The organism is Burkholderia sp. ABCPW 11 (genome assembly GCF_001523445.1).
In the GTDB taxonomy this organism is placed as follows: Bacteria; Pseudomonadota; Gammaproteobacteria; order Burkholderiales; family Burkholderiaceae; genus Burkholderia.
The window spans coordinates 16,284-31,589 of sequence record NZ_LOVM01000017.1; the positions used below are offsets into that span (position 1 = coordinate 16,284).

Below are 15,306 nucleotides of genomic sequence, written 5' to 3' on the forward strand. Positions count from 1 at the left end.
AGAAGCGATGGCACGTAAAGGCATCATTCTCGCCGGCGGTTCCGGTACCCGGCTGTATCCGATCACGCACGTCGTATCGAAGCAGCTCCTGCCGGTGTACGACAAGCCGATGATCTACTACCCGCTGTCGACGCTGATGATCGCGGGTATTCGCGATGTGCTGATCATCTCGACGCCGCAGGACACGCCGCGCTTCGAGTCGATGCTCGGCGACGGCAGCCAGTGGGGGATGAACATCCAGTACGCGGTGCAGCCGTCGCCCGACGGGCTCGCACAGGCGTTCATCATCGGCAAGGAGTTCGTCGGCAACGATCCGTCGGCGCTGATCCTCGGCGACAACATTTTCTACGGGCACGATCTCGCGAAGCAGCTCGAGCGTGCGCACGCGCAGGAAAGCGGCGCGACCGTGTTTGCGTATCACGTGCACGACCCGGAGCGTTATGGTGTCGTCGAATTCGACAAGTCGTTCCGCGCGCTGTCGATCGAGGAGAAGCCGGCCAAGCCGCGTTCGAACTACGCGGTGACGGGCCTGTATTTCTACGACAACCGCGTATGCGACATCGCGGCCGACATCAAGCCGTCGCCGCGCGGCGAGCTGGAAATCACCGACGTCAACTCCCGCTACCTCGATGGCGGCGCGCTGAATGTCGAGATCATGGGGCGCGGCTATGCGTGGCTCGATACTGGCACGCACGATTCGTTGATCGAGGCGGCCAGTTTCATCGCGACGCTGCAGAAGCGGCAGGGTCTCGTGGTCGCATGTCCAGAAGAAATCGCATATCGCCGCAACTGGATCGACGCGGAGCAGGTGCTGAAGCTCGCCCAGCCACTCGCGAAGAACGCATACGGTCAGTACCTGAAGAACATTCTTACGGATCAAGTCGCATGGCCATCCAAGTAACGGCAACGGCGCTGCCCGAAGTCAAGATCATCGAGCCGAAGGTATTCGGCGACGCGCGCGGATTCTTCTACGAAAGCTTCAACGGGAAGGAATTCGCCGAGCAGGTCGCGCCCGGCATCGAATTCGTGCAGGACAACCATTCGCGCTCGTCGAAGGGTGTGTTGCGCGGTCTGCACTATCAGATCCAGCACGCGCAGGGCAAGCTCGTTCGCGTGGTCGAAGGCGAAGTGTTCGACGTGGCCGTCGACATTCGCAAGGGTTCGCCGAACTTCGGCAAGTGGGTGGGTGTGGTGCTGTCGAACGACAACCATCGCCAACTGTGGGTGCCGCCCGGTTTCGCACACGGGTTCGTCGTGCTGTCGGAGGCCGCGCAGTTCCTCTACAAGACGACTGACTACTGGTTCCCGGAACACGAGCGCAGCATCGTGTGGAACGATCCGGAGATCGGGATCGAATGGCCGATCGATTTCGAGCCGCTGCTGGCGGCGAAGGATGCGGCCGGCAAGCGTTTGAGCGAAGCAGAAGTTTATGCGTGAGGTGGGTGTGACTCCTGAACCGACGATCCTCGTGACGGGTGTGAATGGCCAGGTCGGGTTCGAACTGCTGCGTTCGCTGCAAGGCCTCGGCCGCGTGGTGGCGTGCGACCGTTCGATGCTCGACCTGACCGATCTCGATCGGGTGCGTAGCGTCGTACGCGAGCTGAAGCCGTCGATCATCGTGAATCCGGCTGCGTACACGGCCGTCGACAAGGCGGAGACGGACGTCGACGTCGCGCGTCGGCTGAATGCCGACGTGCCGCGTGTTTTTGCGGAGGAGGCGGCGCGCCTCGGCGCAGCGCTGGTTCATTACTCGACCGACTATGTGTTCGACGGGACCAAAGAGGGCGCCTATGTCGAGACGGACGCGACCAACCCGCAGAACGTATACGGGCTGACCAAGCTCGAGGGCGAGCAGGCCATCGCGGCGACAGGATGCGCGCACCTGATTCTGCGCACGAGCTGGGTGTACGGCCGACGCGGCCGGAATTTCCTGCTGACGATGCTCAAGCTTAGCGCCGAGCGCCCGGAATTGCGGATCGTGGCGGATCAGGTCGGCGCGCCTACTTGGGCGAAGACGATTGCAGCTACGACGGCACATATCGTCGCTCAGGGCACGGCGGCGGCGGATGTCGACTGGTGGACGCGCCGCTCTGGCATATATCACGTCACCTCGGTCGGTGAGACTTCGTGGTGCGGTTTTGCTGAGGCGATCTTCGCCACCGCGCTGGCGGGCCATGAGCCGAAGGTCGTGCCGATAGCATCGCGCGATTATCCGACACCGGCGAAGCGGCCGGCCAATTCGAGACTGGCGCCGGACAAGCTTCGCAATGTATTCGGCTTGCGGATGCCAGTCTGGGATGACGCACTCCGACTTTGCCTGAGTGAATAGCAGGAACGAGGCGGAGTGTCAGTGCATCGGTCGAATGGCGGCCCGTTGCTTTTGCCGGGGTGCAACGAACGGTGCCGCTTGGTGCAACTTGCAACACACATGATTGAATGACGCATCCAATTTATTTCCTCCACATCCCGAAGACTGGAGGGACTTCATTGACCTCCTTTCTGAACGATCAGTTCGATCCAGAAGACATTTGCGCGGCGCAATTGCTGCCGGAACTGTTCGCGTCGCCGCTGGAAGGCATGGGGCGATACAGATTTTTTCGCGAGCATCTCTGGCACGGCCTTGGCGAATACACTGGGCGAAATCTGACCTATCTGACGATTCTGAGAGATCTGGTGCAGCGTACCGTTTCGTGGTACTTGCGTGCAAAGCGGGATGCAAATGCGCACCGCCATCAGCAGATGAACAAGAGCGCTGGACCCTGATGGATTTCGTTCGGGATCCCGATACGAATTGGGACATCGTCAATACTCAAACACTATTTCTGGCTGCCGATTTCGATTACGAAAAGCTCTCGTGTGACCCGATCGAGTACGAGCATGCGGCCGTCAAGGAGTTTGCCACCCGCAAAAACGACCGTGCGTTGCTTGATCTCGCCAAGAGGCGACTCGAGTCCTTTGCATTCTTCGGCATCACCGAACGGATGTGCGACTCGATGAGTCTGCTTGCGCATACCTGCGATTTTTTCCGAATTTTTCGGTTCCCGAACTGAATACGTCGTCAAGTCGATCGGGCGTGGATGCGTTGTCTGTGGACGAGCTCGAAGTCATTCACGATCTGACCGTGTTGGATCGGGAATTGTACGCTTGGGCCTGCCAGTTGTTCGAGGACCGCATGGGCGATATGTTTCGGTCATTGTTGTTGGCGCGTTGTTAGCGCCCTCCGTTGAGGGGCGTCACATTTTGCGATTGGCATTGGTGCAGGAGGGGATCGCTTGGCTCGACGCGGGCGCCTCCCGAGCCTTCGGCGATATCGAAATCATCATCAAGTAGTGTCGGATCGTCGGGAGCGGACGGCTGGAGGCGGCTTGCCAGCCCGGGCACGCCGAGCGGCGTCCAGCGGAGCCATCTGGACTCCATCCTTTCCTGATGGGGGGTGGTTGCCCGGCTATAATTCTGTCCCAGCCGAGCCGAATTCCACCGACTGTTGCTCTCGCTGGCAACGTATGTTGAATCAAGTGGCGAAAGCGTTTTTTCGTCGACGGAAAACTAGATCTGGAGTGTAAGTGATGTTAATTCCCGTCATCCTGTCCGGTGGTGCTGGCACACGACTTTGGCCAGTTTCCCGCGAGGGTCATCCGAAACCATTCATGAAGCTCGCTGATGGCGAGAGCCTGCTGCTGAAAACCTATCGTCGGGCAGTTGCGGTTGCCGACAACGATACGCGAGCGGAGTGCGGAGAGGTTCTGACGGTCACGAATCGCGACTACTACTTCATGAGCAAGGACGAGTTTGCGTGCGCGAAGCTTGGCGAAACGCAGTCGGCCGTCTTTATGCTCGAGCCGATGGGGCGCAACACAGCACCCGCGGTGGCGATGGCAGCACATCACGTGGCCGAAAAGCACGGGCGTGACGCTCTGATGCTGATTCTTGCGGCGGATCATCTCGTGCAGGATCTGCCCGGATTTTCCGCAGCAGTCTCTCGGGCGGCCGAACTCGCGAAGCAAGACAAGGTAGTGACGTTCGGTATCGTCCCGACGAGTCCGGACACGGGCTTTGGCTACATCGAGGCAGGTGACAGCATCGGCGATGGCCGAGTGGCGGTGCGTTTCGTCGAGAAGCCGGATGCAGCTAAGGCTGCCGAATACGTTGCAGCCGGTAACTATCTGTGGAATTCGGGCATGTTCTGTTTCAAGGCCGGGGTTATCCTGGATGAGATGGCTCGTCATGCCCCAGACGTTGCGGCAGCGTCCGAGGCATGCTGGGCATCGTTGCAGGCGGACAAGTCGACTGCACAAATGTTGGAGATTCCTGCCGAGTCGTTCGAGAAGATGCCTGATATCTCGGTTGACTATGCTGTGATGGAACGTTCTTCGAACGTAGTGGTAGTTCCTTCCAGTTTCGGCTGGAGCGACATCGGCTCGTGGGGCGCAGTGCGCGACCTGGCCACACCTGATCAGGACAGCAACCGTGTTGTTGGCGATGCGATCTTCGTCGATAGCCGTAACACTTACGTACAGAGCCCGGACCGTGTCGTTGCCGCGGTCGGCGTGACTGATCTGATGATTGTCGATACGCCGGACGCGCTACTGGTTGCACATCCCGATCGAGCGCAGGACGTAAAGCAGGTCGTTGCTCGTCTGAAGAAGCGTAATCACGACGCGTACAAGCTGCACCGTACTGTAAGTCGTCCGTGGGGAACCTACACGGTGCTTGAAGAAGGGCCGCGCTTCAAGATCAAGCGTATCGAAGTAAAGCCAGGCGGGAGTCTTAGCCTGCAGATGCACCATCATCGCAGTGAACATTGGATCGTTGTGTCCGGGATGGCAAGGGTCATCAACGGCGATCGGGAAATCTTCGTAGGCACCAACGAGTCAACCTACATCCCTGCCGGCCACAAGCATCGCCTTGAGAATCCCGGCGTACTAGATCTCGTGATGATCGAAGTCCAGAGCGGCGAGTACCTTGGGGAAGACGACATCGTTCGCTTTCAAGACGTGTACGGGCGGGCTTGATGCTGGGAATGCTGAGAGCCCTATGGGCCTATCGCGGCTTCATCGCGGGCAGTGTCAAGCGGGAATTCCAGTCCAAGTACCGTAATTCCCTGCTCGGCGCAGCATGGACCGTGCTCAATCCGCTCGCGATGATCGTCGTCTACACGGTGATCTTCTCGCGAGTCATGCATGCTCGTCTGCCCGGTGTGGAAAGCACCTTTGCATACAGCATCCATCTATGCGCCGGCGTGCTGCCGTGGGGGATGTTCGTTGAAATCGTCAGCCGCGGGCAGACTGCTTTCATCGACAACGCCAACCTGCTCAAGAAATTGAGCTTTCCGCGGCTGTGCTTGCCGGTGATCGTGGTCGCCAACGCGCTCGTCAACTTCGTGATCGTGTTCGGGCTGTTCACCGCATTCCTGCTGATCACGGGCAATTTCCCGGGCGTACAGTACTTGGCGGTTTTCCCGGTGCTGCTGGTGATGATCCTGTTCGCGATTGGCCTCGGCGTCACGTTGGGCGTGTTGAACGTATTTTTCCGTGATGTCGGGCAATTCTTCGGGATCGTGCTGAACTTCTGGTTCTGGCTGACACCGATCGTCTATTCGGTCGACATCCTGCCCGACGCGGTGAAATCGGGCATGAGTTTCAATCCGATGGCATCGTTGATCCAGGCGTTTCAAGTCACGCTGGTGCAGCGCACATGGCCCGACTGGCAATCGCTTTGGCTGCCGGCCGTTCTTGGCGTCGGTTTGTGTTTCTTCGGCCTAGGGCTGTTCCGCAAGCATGCGGGCGAAATGGTGGATGAACTCTGATGGGCACCATTACCGTTACCAATCTGGGCAAGGCCTACAAGCAGTACCCGACGCGCTGGTCGCGTCTGTTGGAGTGGATGGATCCGCGTCGCAAGGAACATCACAAGCTTCACTGGGTACTGCGCGACGTGAATTTTTCGGTGCGCTCGGGCGAAGCGCTCGGCATCATCGGCATCAACGGCGCAGGCAAGAGCACGCTGTTGAAAATGATTGTCGGTACCACGCAGCCCACCGTTGGCAGCGTGACGATGACCGGGCGCGTGGCCGCGCTGCTGGAACTCGGGATGGGGTTTCATCTCGATTTCACCGGACGCCAGAATGTGATGATGGCCGGTCAACTGCTCGGCTATAGCGTCGACGAACTGACTGCGCTGATGCCGGAAATCGAGGCGTTCGCTGAAATCGGCGAATACATCGATCAGCCGGTGCGCGTGTATTCGAGCGGGATGCAGATGCGTCTCGCATTCAGCGTCGCGACTGCTCGCCGGCCCGATGTGCTGATCGTCGATGAAGCGCTGTCGGTTGGCGATGCGTATTTCCAACACAAGAGCTTCGACCGCATCCGCGAGTTCGGCAAGCGAGGCACGACGCTTCTGATCGTGGCACACGACAAGGCCGCGATTCAGGCGATCTGCGATCGCGCGGTTCTGCTGAATGCGGGGCGGTTAGAGATGGAAGGGCCGCCCGAAGCGGTCATGGACTACTACAACGCGATGCTGGCTGACCGGGAGAATAGTGAGGTCAGGCAGGAAACGCTCGGCAGCGGCGCCGTGCAGACCGTGTCGGGAACCGGCGAGGCGCTGATTGAAGACGTCGCGCTAGTCGACCAGACCGGGCAACCGGTCGAGGTTATCGGTGTCGGGCAATCAGTCGCGCTGCGCGTCAAGGTCAGATGCGCACAGGCGATTCCCGAGCTGGTAGTCGGGTACATGATCAAGGACCGACTCGGGCAGACGGTGTTCGGCACGAACACTTACCACTTGAAACGGGTGCTGGTCGATCTTGCCGAAGGGCAGTCCGTGGAGTTGCATTTCGAATTCCAGGCGAACATCGGCGTGGGCAGTTATTCCGTTGCCGTTGCGTTGCACACCGGGGATGCGCATCTCGCGAACAATTACCAATGGCGCGATCATGCTCTGGTGTTCAACGTCGTGAACATAAAGATGGATGATTTCGTCGGCGTTGCATGGTTGCCGACGACGGTGAGGAGTTTGCCGTAGTGGACAGTTTTTATCGTGCGTTCGAGGACCGGCATCGCGGGTCGAGAGACCTGATCAAAGGCCGGCTCGAAAAATACGGGCCGTTCGTGCAGCCGTTGGCCGCGTTGTATCCGGGCGCCATGACGTTCGATGTCGGGTGCGGTCGCGGCGAGTGGCTCGAGGTGATGATTGAGGCCGGTTTCAACGCGACGGGCGTGGATCTCGACGCCGAGATGCTGGAGGCATGCCGCGAGCGAAATCTGCCGGCATTTCAGGGTGACGCGATCGAGCGTCTCGCCGCACTCGACTCGAACAGCCACGCATTGATTTCGGCCTTTCATGTTGTCGAACATGTGAGCTTCGAGCAATTGAAGACGCTCGTGCGCGAGGCGCTGCGCGTGTTGAAACCCGGTGGCCTGCTCATTCTCGAGACGCCCAATCCGGAAAACATCGCGGTGGCGACGTGCAACTTCTATATCGATCCGTCGCACCAGAAGCCGGTTCCGCCGCTATTGCTCTCCTTCGTCGCTGAGCATGCTGGCTTCGATCGTGTCAAGGTAGTACGGCTTCAGGAGCCTGCGGAATTGCATGATCCAGGGACGGCGACTCACTTGCTGAATGTTCTCGGTGGGGTGAGTCCCGACTATGCCGTGGTTGCGCAGAAGGAAGCTGGCTCGACGCAGGGAGCGTTTGATCAGGCGTTTGATACCGATTACGGACTTACTATCGAGGCCCTCGCAACGCGATACGAAGCACGACTTGCAGCGAATACTTTGCATGTCGAAGAACGGTTGCAGCAAGCGGAGGAATTGTTGCGCCAGTCAGGGGAACGGTTGGTTGAACTGACTGGCCGTCTCGGCGCGCTCGTCGCACAGTCGCAGAGTGCCGAGGAACGACTCCGGCGCTTCGACGAGCAAGGCAAGCTGGTCGAGAAGCAGAGCCAGCTTGCCGTGGAGCGCAATCAACTTGCGGAGGAGCGAAACCAGATTGCGGCGGAGCGTATCCGGCTTGCCGAGGAACGAATCCAGTTGGCCGAAGGGCGAAGCCAGCCTGCCGACGAAGAGCGCCAGCGGGCCGAACATCAGCTTTCCGAGGCGCATGCACGGCTCCAACAGGCCGAGGCCATGATGCATCAGGCGAATGCGCAATTGCATGCCGTGTATCACAGCACGTCGTGGCGCATTACTCGACCGGTTCGGATCGTGGGACTTGTGCTGAAAGGGCACGGAAAAGCAGTTTGCAAAGCGGGGCTCAAGCGCGTGATCCTGCGTACCGCTCAGTTCGGAGAAAAAAATCCATGGTTCCGACGGCTGGCGGTATCCGCCCTTAATCGTGTCCCGGGCGTCAAGCAACGACTGATTTCCGTCGTTTCCGGCACCGTGCATTCGTATCACCCTCGGTCCGATGTGCCGCTGGAGAGCTTGAGCCCGCGTGCCCAACACATTCATGCTTCCCTGGTTCGGGCGGCAAAAAGCTACAAGAAGAAGGAGAGGGCCTGATGCGGATCGTCATCGATATGCAGGGCGCGCAGAGTACGGGGTCGCGCAATCGAGGCATAGGCCGCTACACGCAGGCAATCGCAAAAGGACTGGTGCGCAATCGCGGGGAGCATGAAATTGTTCTGGCTTTGAGCGGTTTGTTTCCGGAAACCATCGGGACGATTCGCGAGGCCTTTGCGGAGTTGCTGCCGCCTGAAAATATTCGGATTTGGCATGCAGCGGGCCCTGTATCGCACGTCGAAAAATCGAACGACTGGCGGCGGCATGCTGCGGAACTGGGATTCGAATCCTTTCTGTGCGCGCTGAAACCCGATTTCATCTATGTCACCAGTCTGTTCGAGGGACTGGGCGACGATGCGGTTACCAGCATACATCGGCTACAACGCGAAATTCCTGTCGCCACCACGCTCTACGACCTGATTCCGTACATCAATCCGGATCCGTACCTTAACAATCCCGCCGTGAAATCCTGGTATCTGGAGAAGATCGAGCATTTGCGTCGGGCCGATTTGTGGCTGGGTATTTCCGAGTCGTCACGGCAGGAGGGCATTACGCATCTGGGGTTGTCCGAAGACGGATCGGTCAACATCGGCACCGACGCAGACGATTCGTTCCAGACCATTGACGTATTCCCAGAGCGGGAAGCGGCGTTGCGTAAGCAATATGGACTGACGAAACCGTTCGTTCTCTACACGGGCGGCATCGATCATCGCAAGAATGTAGAAGGCCTGATTCGCGCTTATGCGTTGCTGCCAGAAACGGTGCGGCGCGATCACCAACTGGCGATCGTATGCTCGGTACAGCCAGCCAACCGGCAGGAACTCGAGCGCCTCGCGCAGCAACACGGCTTGAATCGGGACGAGGTCGTGCTGACCGGATTCGTATCGGACGAGGATCTGCTATTTTTCTACAACCTCTGCAAGTTATTCGTCTTCCCATCATGGCACGAAGGCTTTGGCCTGCCTGCACTCGAGGCGATGCGTTGCGGCGCACCCGTCATTGGTGCGAATACGTCCAGCTTGCCGGAAGTCATCGGGTGGGATGACGCGTTGTTCGACCCGCATTCTGATGTGGCCATCGCCGATGCGATACAGCGAGGCTTGACCGATGCATCTTTCCGGGACGCATTGATTCGGCACGGGAAGAGTCAATCGCGCCGGTTTTCGTGGGACGAGAGTGCGCGCCGTACGGTTGCGGCGATGGAGCAATGGCATGCTCGCGCCAAACAGCGCCCACCTCAGCGTGAAACCCGCCGCCTGAAGCTCGCCTACGTTTCGCCGCTACCGCCGGCGCGCACCGGAATTGCGGGCTATAGCGCCGAGCTGTTACCCGAACTGGCGCATTTCTATGATATCGATGTCATCGTCGATCCTGAGACTGCCGGAAACCCGCACTTCGACGGGGTGTCGGTAAGGTCGCCTCAATGGTTTCTTGAAAACGCCGGTCTGTACGACCGAGTGGTCTATCACTTCGGCAACTCGTCGTTCCATCGCTACATGTTTCCGCTTCTGGACGCTGTTCCCGGAGTGGTTGTACTGCATGACTTTTTCCTGTCAGGCATCGTTGCGGAAATGGAGTGCCAAGGGCTGCTGCCCGGTTCATGGTCGCAATCGCTGTATGAGAATCATGGCTATGCGGGACTGGCCGAACGGCATCGGCAAGCGGATCCCGGCGATGTCGTCTGGAAGTATCCGTGCAGCCTCGAGGTGATTCAAAAAAGTCTGGGCCTGATCGTTCACGCCGAGAATTCGAAACGCCAGGCCATGCGATGGTATGGCGGTAACGTCGACGACTGGATCGAAATCCCGTTGCTGCGTGCCAACGATGTCGATTTCGACAAGGGGCGCGCGCGCGCAGAGCTGGGCATCGGAGAAGACGACTACCTGGTTTGCGCATTTGGGTTGCTGGGGCCGATGAAGCTGAATCTCCAGCTGCTCAAGGCTTGGAGTGGTTCGCAACTGGCAAAGGATCCGACCTGCCATCTGGTTTTCGTCGGCGAGAATGACCCGGGGCAATACGGGCGAGACGTGACTCGCCTGATTCGCGATCTCGGTCTGAGCACGAACGTCCGGATCACCGGCTGGACGGATGCTGTGGTCTTCCGCCAGTATCTTGCGGCAGCCGACGTTGGCGTGCAGCTGCGAACCTTGTCGAGAGGCGAGACGTCTGCAGCGGTGCTCGATTGCATGAATTACGGCAAGGCAGTCATCGTCAACGAGAACGGCAGCATGGCCGATCTCGACGATGACACTGTTTGGAAGCTACCGGACGAGTTCGACGATCGGCAACTCAGCATGGCGCTGGAAACGCTGCGTTCCGATGCAGCGTTGCGCATGAAGCTCGGCCATGCTGCAAGGCAGGTCATCCTGAGTCGCCACGCGCCGGCTTTGTGCGCGGAGCAGTATCGGGATGCCATTGAGCGTTTCCATGTTGCCGCCGTATCTCATCCCGGTATACTTGCGCGCGAAATCATCAGCGAGGCAGGAGCGGCCGATGACATTCGTTTGCAGCAAACCGCGGTGGCTCTGGCCAAGAACTTCGTACCGCGCAACGGCAAGCGTCAGCTCTTGGTGGATATCTCCGAGCTGGTGCAGCACGATGCGAAAAGCGGCATTCAACGCGTGGTCAGGAGCTTGATCAAGGAGTGGCTCGAGAATCCTCCCACGGGCTTCCGGGTGGAACCGGTTTACGCGACACCGACGCAGACGTATGTTTATGCGCGACGATTTGCTGCAAAGCTCATGGGGTTCGAGGACGCATGGCTGCATGATGCGCCGATCGACTATGGGCAGGGCGATGTGTTCGTCGGCTTAGACCTCGCGCCGGAACTCGTGCCCGCTCAGCGGGCGTTTTACCAGCAGCTCCGTTTTCACGGCGTGCAGGTTAAGTTTGTCGTCTACGACCTGCTGTGTATTTACTTGCCCCAGTATTTTGGGCCCGGTGTGGCCGAGAACTTCGGCAGGTGGCTTGAGATCGTCGCCGAAAGCGACGGTGCATTCTGCATTTCGCGGGCGGTCGCGGACGATCTTGCTCGATGGATGGCACAGCATGCGCCGGAGCGGCAAGCGAGCTTCTCGATCGACTGGTTCCACTTGGGCGCGGATATCCGGAACTCCGTAGCATCAACTGGGCTTCCTGCGGATGCGGTCAGTTTGCTCGGGACGCTGAAAAAATCGCCGTCCTTCTTGATGGTCGGGACACTAGAGCCGCGCAAGGGGCATGCTCAAGTACTGGATGCCTTCGAGCAGCTTTGGCGAGAAAATCAGCAAGTCAATCTTGTCCTCGTGGGCAAGCAAGGGTGGTTGGTCGGCGATTTGTTGTCGCGGCTGAAGGGGCATCGAGAGCTCGGCCGCCGCCTGTTCTGGCTGGAAGGTATCAGTGACGAATACCTGGACGAGATTTACGCGGCATGTTCGTGCCTGGTGGCAGGCTCATACGGGGAGGGCTTCGGCCTTCCTTTGATCGAGGCCGCACAGCATGGGATTCCCATCATTGCCCGAGATATCCCCGTGTTCCGGGAAGTCGCAGGCGATCATGCCTACTATTTCGCCGGTGCGACCGGCGCAGAACTGGCCACCGAGATAAACGCCTGGCTGGAGCTTGAAGGCAGCGGGCAGGCACCTTCGTCCGAAGGCATGCCCATCTTGACTTGGGCGCAGAGTTCTCACGAGTTGGCCAAGCTTTTCGCAAAAAGCGCATCACTTTCGTAAGGAAGAGCATCACTATGAAAACAGTCATCATTACCGGCATCACCGGCCAAGACGGCGCATATCTCGCCGAACTTCTGCTCGAGAAGGGCTATTCCGTTTACGGTACCTACCGCCGTACCAGCTCGGTGAACTTCTGGCGCATCGAAGAGCTCGGCATCGCCAAGAACCCGAACCTGCATCTCGTCGAATACGATCTGACCGATCTGTCGGCGAGCATCCGCTTGCTGCAGACGACGGGTGCGACGGAGGTCTACAACCTGGCTGCGCAAAGCTTTGTCGGCGTGTCGTTCGACCAGCCGGTTACCACCGCAGAGATCACCGGCATCGGTCCGCTGAACCTGCTCGAGGCGATCCGTATCGTCAACCCGAAGATCCGCTTTTACCAAGCGAGCACGTCCGAAATGTTCGGCAAGGTGCAGGCGATCCCGCAGATCGAATCGACGCCGTTCTATCCGCGCAGCCCATATGGCGTGGCAAAGCTGTATGCGCACTGGATCACGGTGAACTATCGCGAGAGCTACGACATCTTCGGCTGCAGCGGGATCCTGTTCAATCACGAGTCACCGCTGCGCGGCCGCGAATTCGTTACGCGCAAGATCACCGACTCTGTCGCGAAGATCAAGCTCGGTCAGCTCGATGTGCTCGAACTGGGCAACATGGATGCGAAGCGCGACTGGGGCTTCGCGAAGGAATATGTCGAAGGCATGTGGCGCATGCTGCAGGCCGATGAGCCGGATACTTACGTGCTGGCCACGAACCGGACCGAGACCGTGCGCGATTTCGTCCGCATGGCGTTCAAGGCGACCGGTGTCGAGCTCGAATTCAAGGGCAGCGACGCGAGTGAAACCGCAGTCGATGTCGCGACGGGCAAGACGGTGGTTCGCGTCAATCCGAAGTTCCATCGCCCGGCTGAAGTCGATTTGCTGATCGGCAATCCGGAGAAAGCGAAGCAGAAGCTTGGCTGGGAGCCGAAGACGACGCTCGAAGAGCTGTGCGCGATGATGGTCGAAGCGGATTTGCGTCGCAATGAATGCGGTTTCTCGTTCTGACGCCCCGCGTGCCCTGATCACGGGGCTCGGCGGCTTCACCGGCGACTATCTGGCGCAGTCGCTGCGGGCCGCCGGCTATCGCGTGTTCGGTACCGCACACGGTGCCGAAGTCACGGGGGCCGACATGTATCGGGTGGACCTCTGCGATCGCGCAGCGTTGGCGCAAGTCGTGGCCGACGTGCAGCCGGACGTGGTCGCGCACCTCGCGGCGATCGCATTCGTCGCGCACGGGGACGCCGACGCGATCTATCGTACCAATGTGGTCGGCACGCGTAACCTACTGGAGGCGCTGGCGAACTCGGAGAACCGCCCGAAGGCGGTCCTGCTGGCGAGCAGTGCCAACATCTATGGCAACGCCGCGGTCGAGGTCATCGACGAGTCAGTCGAGCCGAATCCCGCGAACGACTATGCCGTCAGCAAGCTGGCGATGGAGTACATGTCGCGCCTGTGGCACGACAAGTTGCCGATTGTCGTCGCGCGTCCATTCAACTACACGGGCGTCGGGCAGTCGCCGCAATTTTTGCTGCCGAAGATAGTCAGTCATTTCCAGCGTGGCGAGCGCGTGATCGAACTTGGCAACATCGACGTCGAGCGCGATTTTTCCGACGTACGCCGTGTGTCGGATGCATACCGGCGTCTGCTGCAGCTGGCGCCGGCCGGCGGCGTGTTCAACGTTTGTTCAGGGCGAGCCGTATCACTGAAAGCAGTGATCGCGATGATGGAGCAGATCGCCGGCTACACGATCGAGGTACGCGTCAATCCGGCATTCGTGCGAGCGAACGAAGTGCGCCGATTGCAGGGCGACGGTACGCGATTGCAGGCCGCCGTCGGGCCGCTCGATAACATTCCGCTGGAAAGCACGCTGCGCTGGATGTTCAGCGGAGGGCGTGGGTGAAAGTCGGTTTCGGTACGACCGCCCTTGCGCGGAGCAGCGCGCATGGCGGCGTTGACGGCATCGGGTCGTATACGCGCGAGCTGGGTCATGCGTTGCTGGCTCGCGGCCGGATCGACCTGGTACCTGCCGGCTTCGGTGCGGTCGTCGGCAACGATGTGTTTCCGGGCGCGCGGCCGCCGGTAAATCTCGGTCGGCACGAGATCGCGACGATGCTGGGCGCCGTCACTCCGTGGTCCTGGGTCGACGCGCAGGCGTTGCGTGCGGAACGGGTGGACGTATTCCATGCGACGGATCACCTGATTCCGCGGCTTTCGGGCATCCCCGTGATTGCGACGCTGATGGACGCCATTCCGTTGTCGCATCCGGAGTGGACGACGATCCGGCTGGCTGCGTTGCGCCGCTGGCTGCTGCGGCGCTCAGGGCAATGGGCTGACCATGTAATCACGATCTCGGATTATTCGAAACGGGAAATCGTCGAGCATTTCGGCATCGCGCCGGACCGGATCTCTGTCGTGCCGCTGGGTGTGCATCCACGCTTCTTCGACCAGATCGATCCGATCGAACGAGCTGCGGTGCTGAAGCGGCTCGGTCTTCCCGAGCAATTCTTCCTGTGTGTTGGAACCCTGCAGCCGCGAAAGAACCTCGAGCGGGTGGTCGACGCCCATGCGAGCCTGCCGGCCGCGTTGCGCCGAGACATCCCACTGGTCATCGTCGGTCGGGCCGGCTGGGGATGCGAGCAACTCGTCGCACGATTGAGTGCGGACCAGGGGGGCGGCGTCCGCTGGCTCCAGTACCTTCCCGACCACGACGTGCGCGCGCTGATGCAGGCAGGCAGCGCGCTGGTGTTCGCGTCGCTGTGCGAGGGCTTTGGGCTGCCGGTCGCCGAGGCCTTTGCTTCGGGGCTGCCGGTGATCGCTTCCAACACGACATCCGTTCCCGAAGTTGCAGCGGATGCGGCTATCCTGATCGATCCGGCTAGTGTTGGCGAGATCGCCGAAGGAATGCGGCTGATCGTCAAGCAGCCGGGTAAGGCCGATGCATTGCGCGCGGCAGGCCTTGCGCGCGCACGTGCGCTGAACTGGTCAACCTGTGCGGATCGGACTCTTGCTGTCTACGACGCCGTTCTGCGCGGTGCGCGTCGTTCATGA

At 59.8% G+C, this 15,306-nt stretch carries 13 protein-coding genes; all 13 read left to right on the forward strand.

Annotation, left to right across the window (positions count from 1 at the left end; genetic code table 11):
• Positions 1–7 precede the first annotated feature (7 nt).
• On the forward strand, positions 8–901 hold the full coding sequence (gene rfbA, locus WS61_RS07155) for a glucose-1-phosphate thymidylyltransferase RfbA (RefSeq protein WP_059499830.1): 894 nt from the start codon (positions 8–10) through the stop codon (positions 899–901).
• Positions 886–1,437 carry a dTDP-4-dehydrorhamnose 3,5-epimerase gene (rfbC, locus tag WS61_RS07160; RefSeq protein WP_059499831.1) on the forward strand — a complete coding sequence of 184 codons (552 nt, stop codon included), beginning with the start codon at positions 886–888 and terminating at the stop codon, positions 1,435–1,437. The genes rfbA and rfbC overlap by 16 nt, the downstream gene beginning before the upstream one ends.
• Positions 1,430–2,329 (forward strand): dTDP-4-dehydrorhamnose reductase, encoded by a 900-nt coding sequence (gene rfbD / locus WS61_RS07165; RefSeq protein ID WP_059499832.1) that lies wholly within the window; start codon positions 1,430–1,432, stop codon positions 2,327–2,329. The genes rfbC and rfbD overlap by 8 nt, the downstream gene beginning before the upstream one ends.
• Before the next feature lie 158 nt (positions 2,330–2,487).
• Positions 2,488–2,763 carry a hypothetical protein gene (locus tag WS61_RS34750; RefSeq protein ID WP_373557112.1) on the forward strand — a complete coding sequence of 92 codons (276 nt, stop codon included), beginning with the start codon at positions 2,488–2,490 and terminating at the stop codon, positions 2,761–2,763.
• Positions 2,763–3,050, forward strand: a complete 288-nt coding sequence (locus WS61_RS07170) for a hypothetical protein (RefSeq protein WP_059499833.1) — start codon at positions 2,763–2,765, stop codon at positions 3,048–3,050. The genes WS61_RS34750 and WS61_RS07170 overlap by 1 nt, the downstream gene beginning before the upstream one ends.
• Positions 3,051–3,566: 516 nt before the next feature.
• Positions 3,567–5,012 carry a mannose-1-phosphate guanylyltransferase/mannose-6-phosphate isomerase gene (locus tag WS61_RS07175; protein ID WP_059499834.1) on the forward strand — a complete coding sequence of 482 codons (1,446 nt, stop codon included), beginning with the start codon at positions 3,567–3,569 and terminating at the stop codon, positions 5,010–5,012.
• Positions 5,012–5,806 carry an ABC transporter permease gene (locus WS61_RS07180; RefSeq protein ID WP_059499835.1) on the forward strand — a complete coding sequence of 265 codons (795 nt, stop codon included), beginning with the start codon at positions 5,012–5,014 and terminating at the stop codon, positions 5,804–5,806. Before WS61_RS07175 ends, WS61_RS07180 begins: the two co-directional genes overlap by 1 nt.
• Complete coding sequence (locus tag WS61_RS07185) at positions 5,806–7,026, forward strand: ABC transporter ATP-binding protein (RefSeq protein WP_059499836.1); 1,221 nt, start codon at positions 5,806–5,808, stop codon at positions 7,024–7,026. The genes WS61_RS07180 and WS61_RS07185 overlap by 1 nt, the downstream gene beginning before the upstream one ends.
• Entirely contained in the window at positions 6,993–8,504 is a 1,512-nt protein-coding gene (locus WS61_RS07190) for a methyltransferase domain-containing protein (protein ID WP_257127196.1), read from the forward strand. The genes WS61_RS07185 and WS61_RS07190 overlap by 34 nt, the downstream gene beginning before the upstream one ends.
• The gene (locus WS61_RS07195; RefSeq protein ID WP_059499837.1) at positions 8,504–12,214 is read left to right on the forward strand and encodes a glycosyltransferase; all 3,711 of its coding nucleotides are present in this window, start codon (positions 8,504–8,506) and stop codon (positions 12,212–12,214) included. Before WS61_RS07190 ends, WS61_RS07195 begins: the two co-directional genes overlap by 1 nt.
• A 14-nt stretch (positions 12,215–12,228) precedes the next feature.
• On the forward strand, positions 12,229–13,263 hold the full coding sequence (gmd, locus tag WS61_RS07200) for a GDP-mannose 4,6-dehydratase (RefSeq protein WP_059499838.1): 1,035 nt from the start codon (positions 12,229–12,231) through the stop codon (positions 13,261–13,263).
• The gene (locus WS61_RS07205; protein WP_059499839.1) at positions 13,241–14,158 is read left to right on the forward strand and encodes an NAD-dependent epimerase/dehydratase family protein; all 918 of its coding nucleotides are present in this window, start codon (positions 13,241–13,243) and stop codon (positions 14,156–14,158) included. The genes gmd and WS61_RS07205 overlap by 23 nt, the downstream gene beginning before the upstream one ends.
• On the forward strand, positions 14,155–15,306 hold the full coding sequence (locus tag WS61_RS07210; protein ID WP_059499840.1) for a glycosyltransferase family 1 protein: 1,152 nt from the start codon (positions 14,155–14,157) through the stop codon (positions 15,304–15,306). Before WS61_RS07205 ends, WS61_RS07210 begins: the two co-directional genes overlap by 4 nt.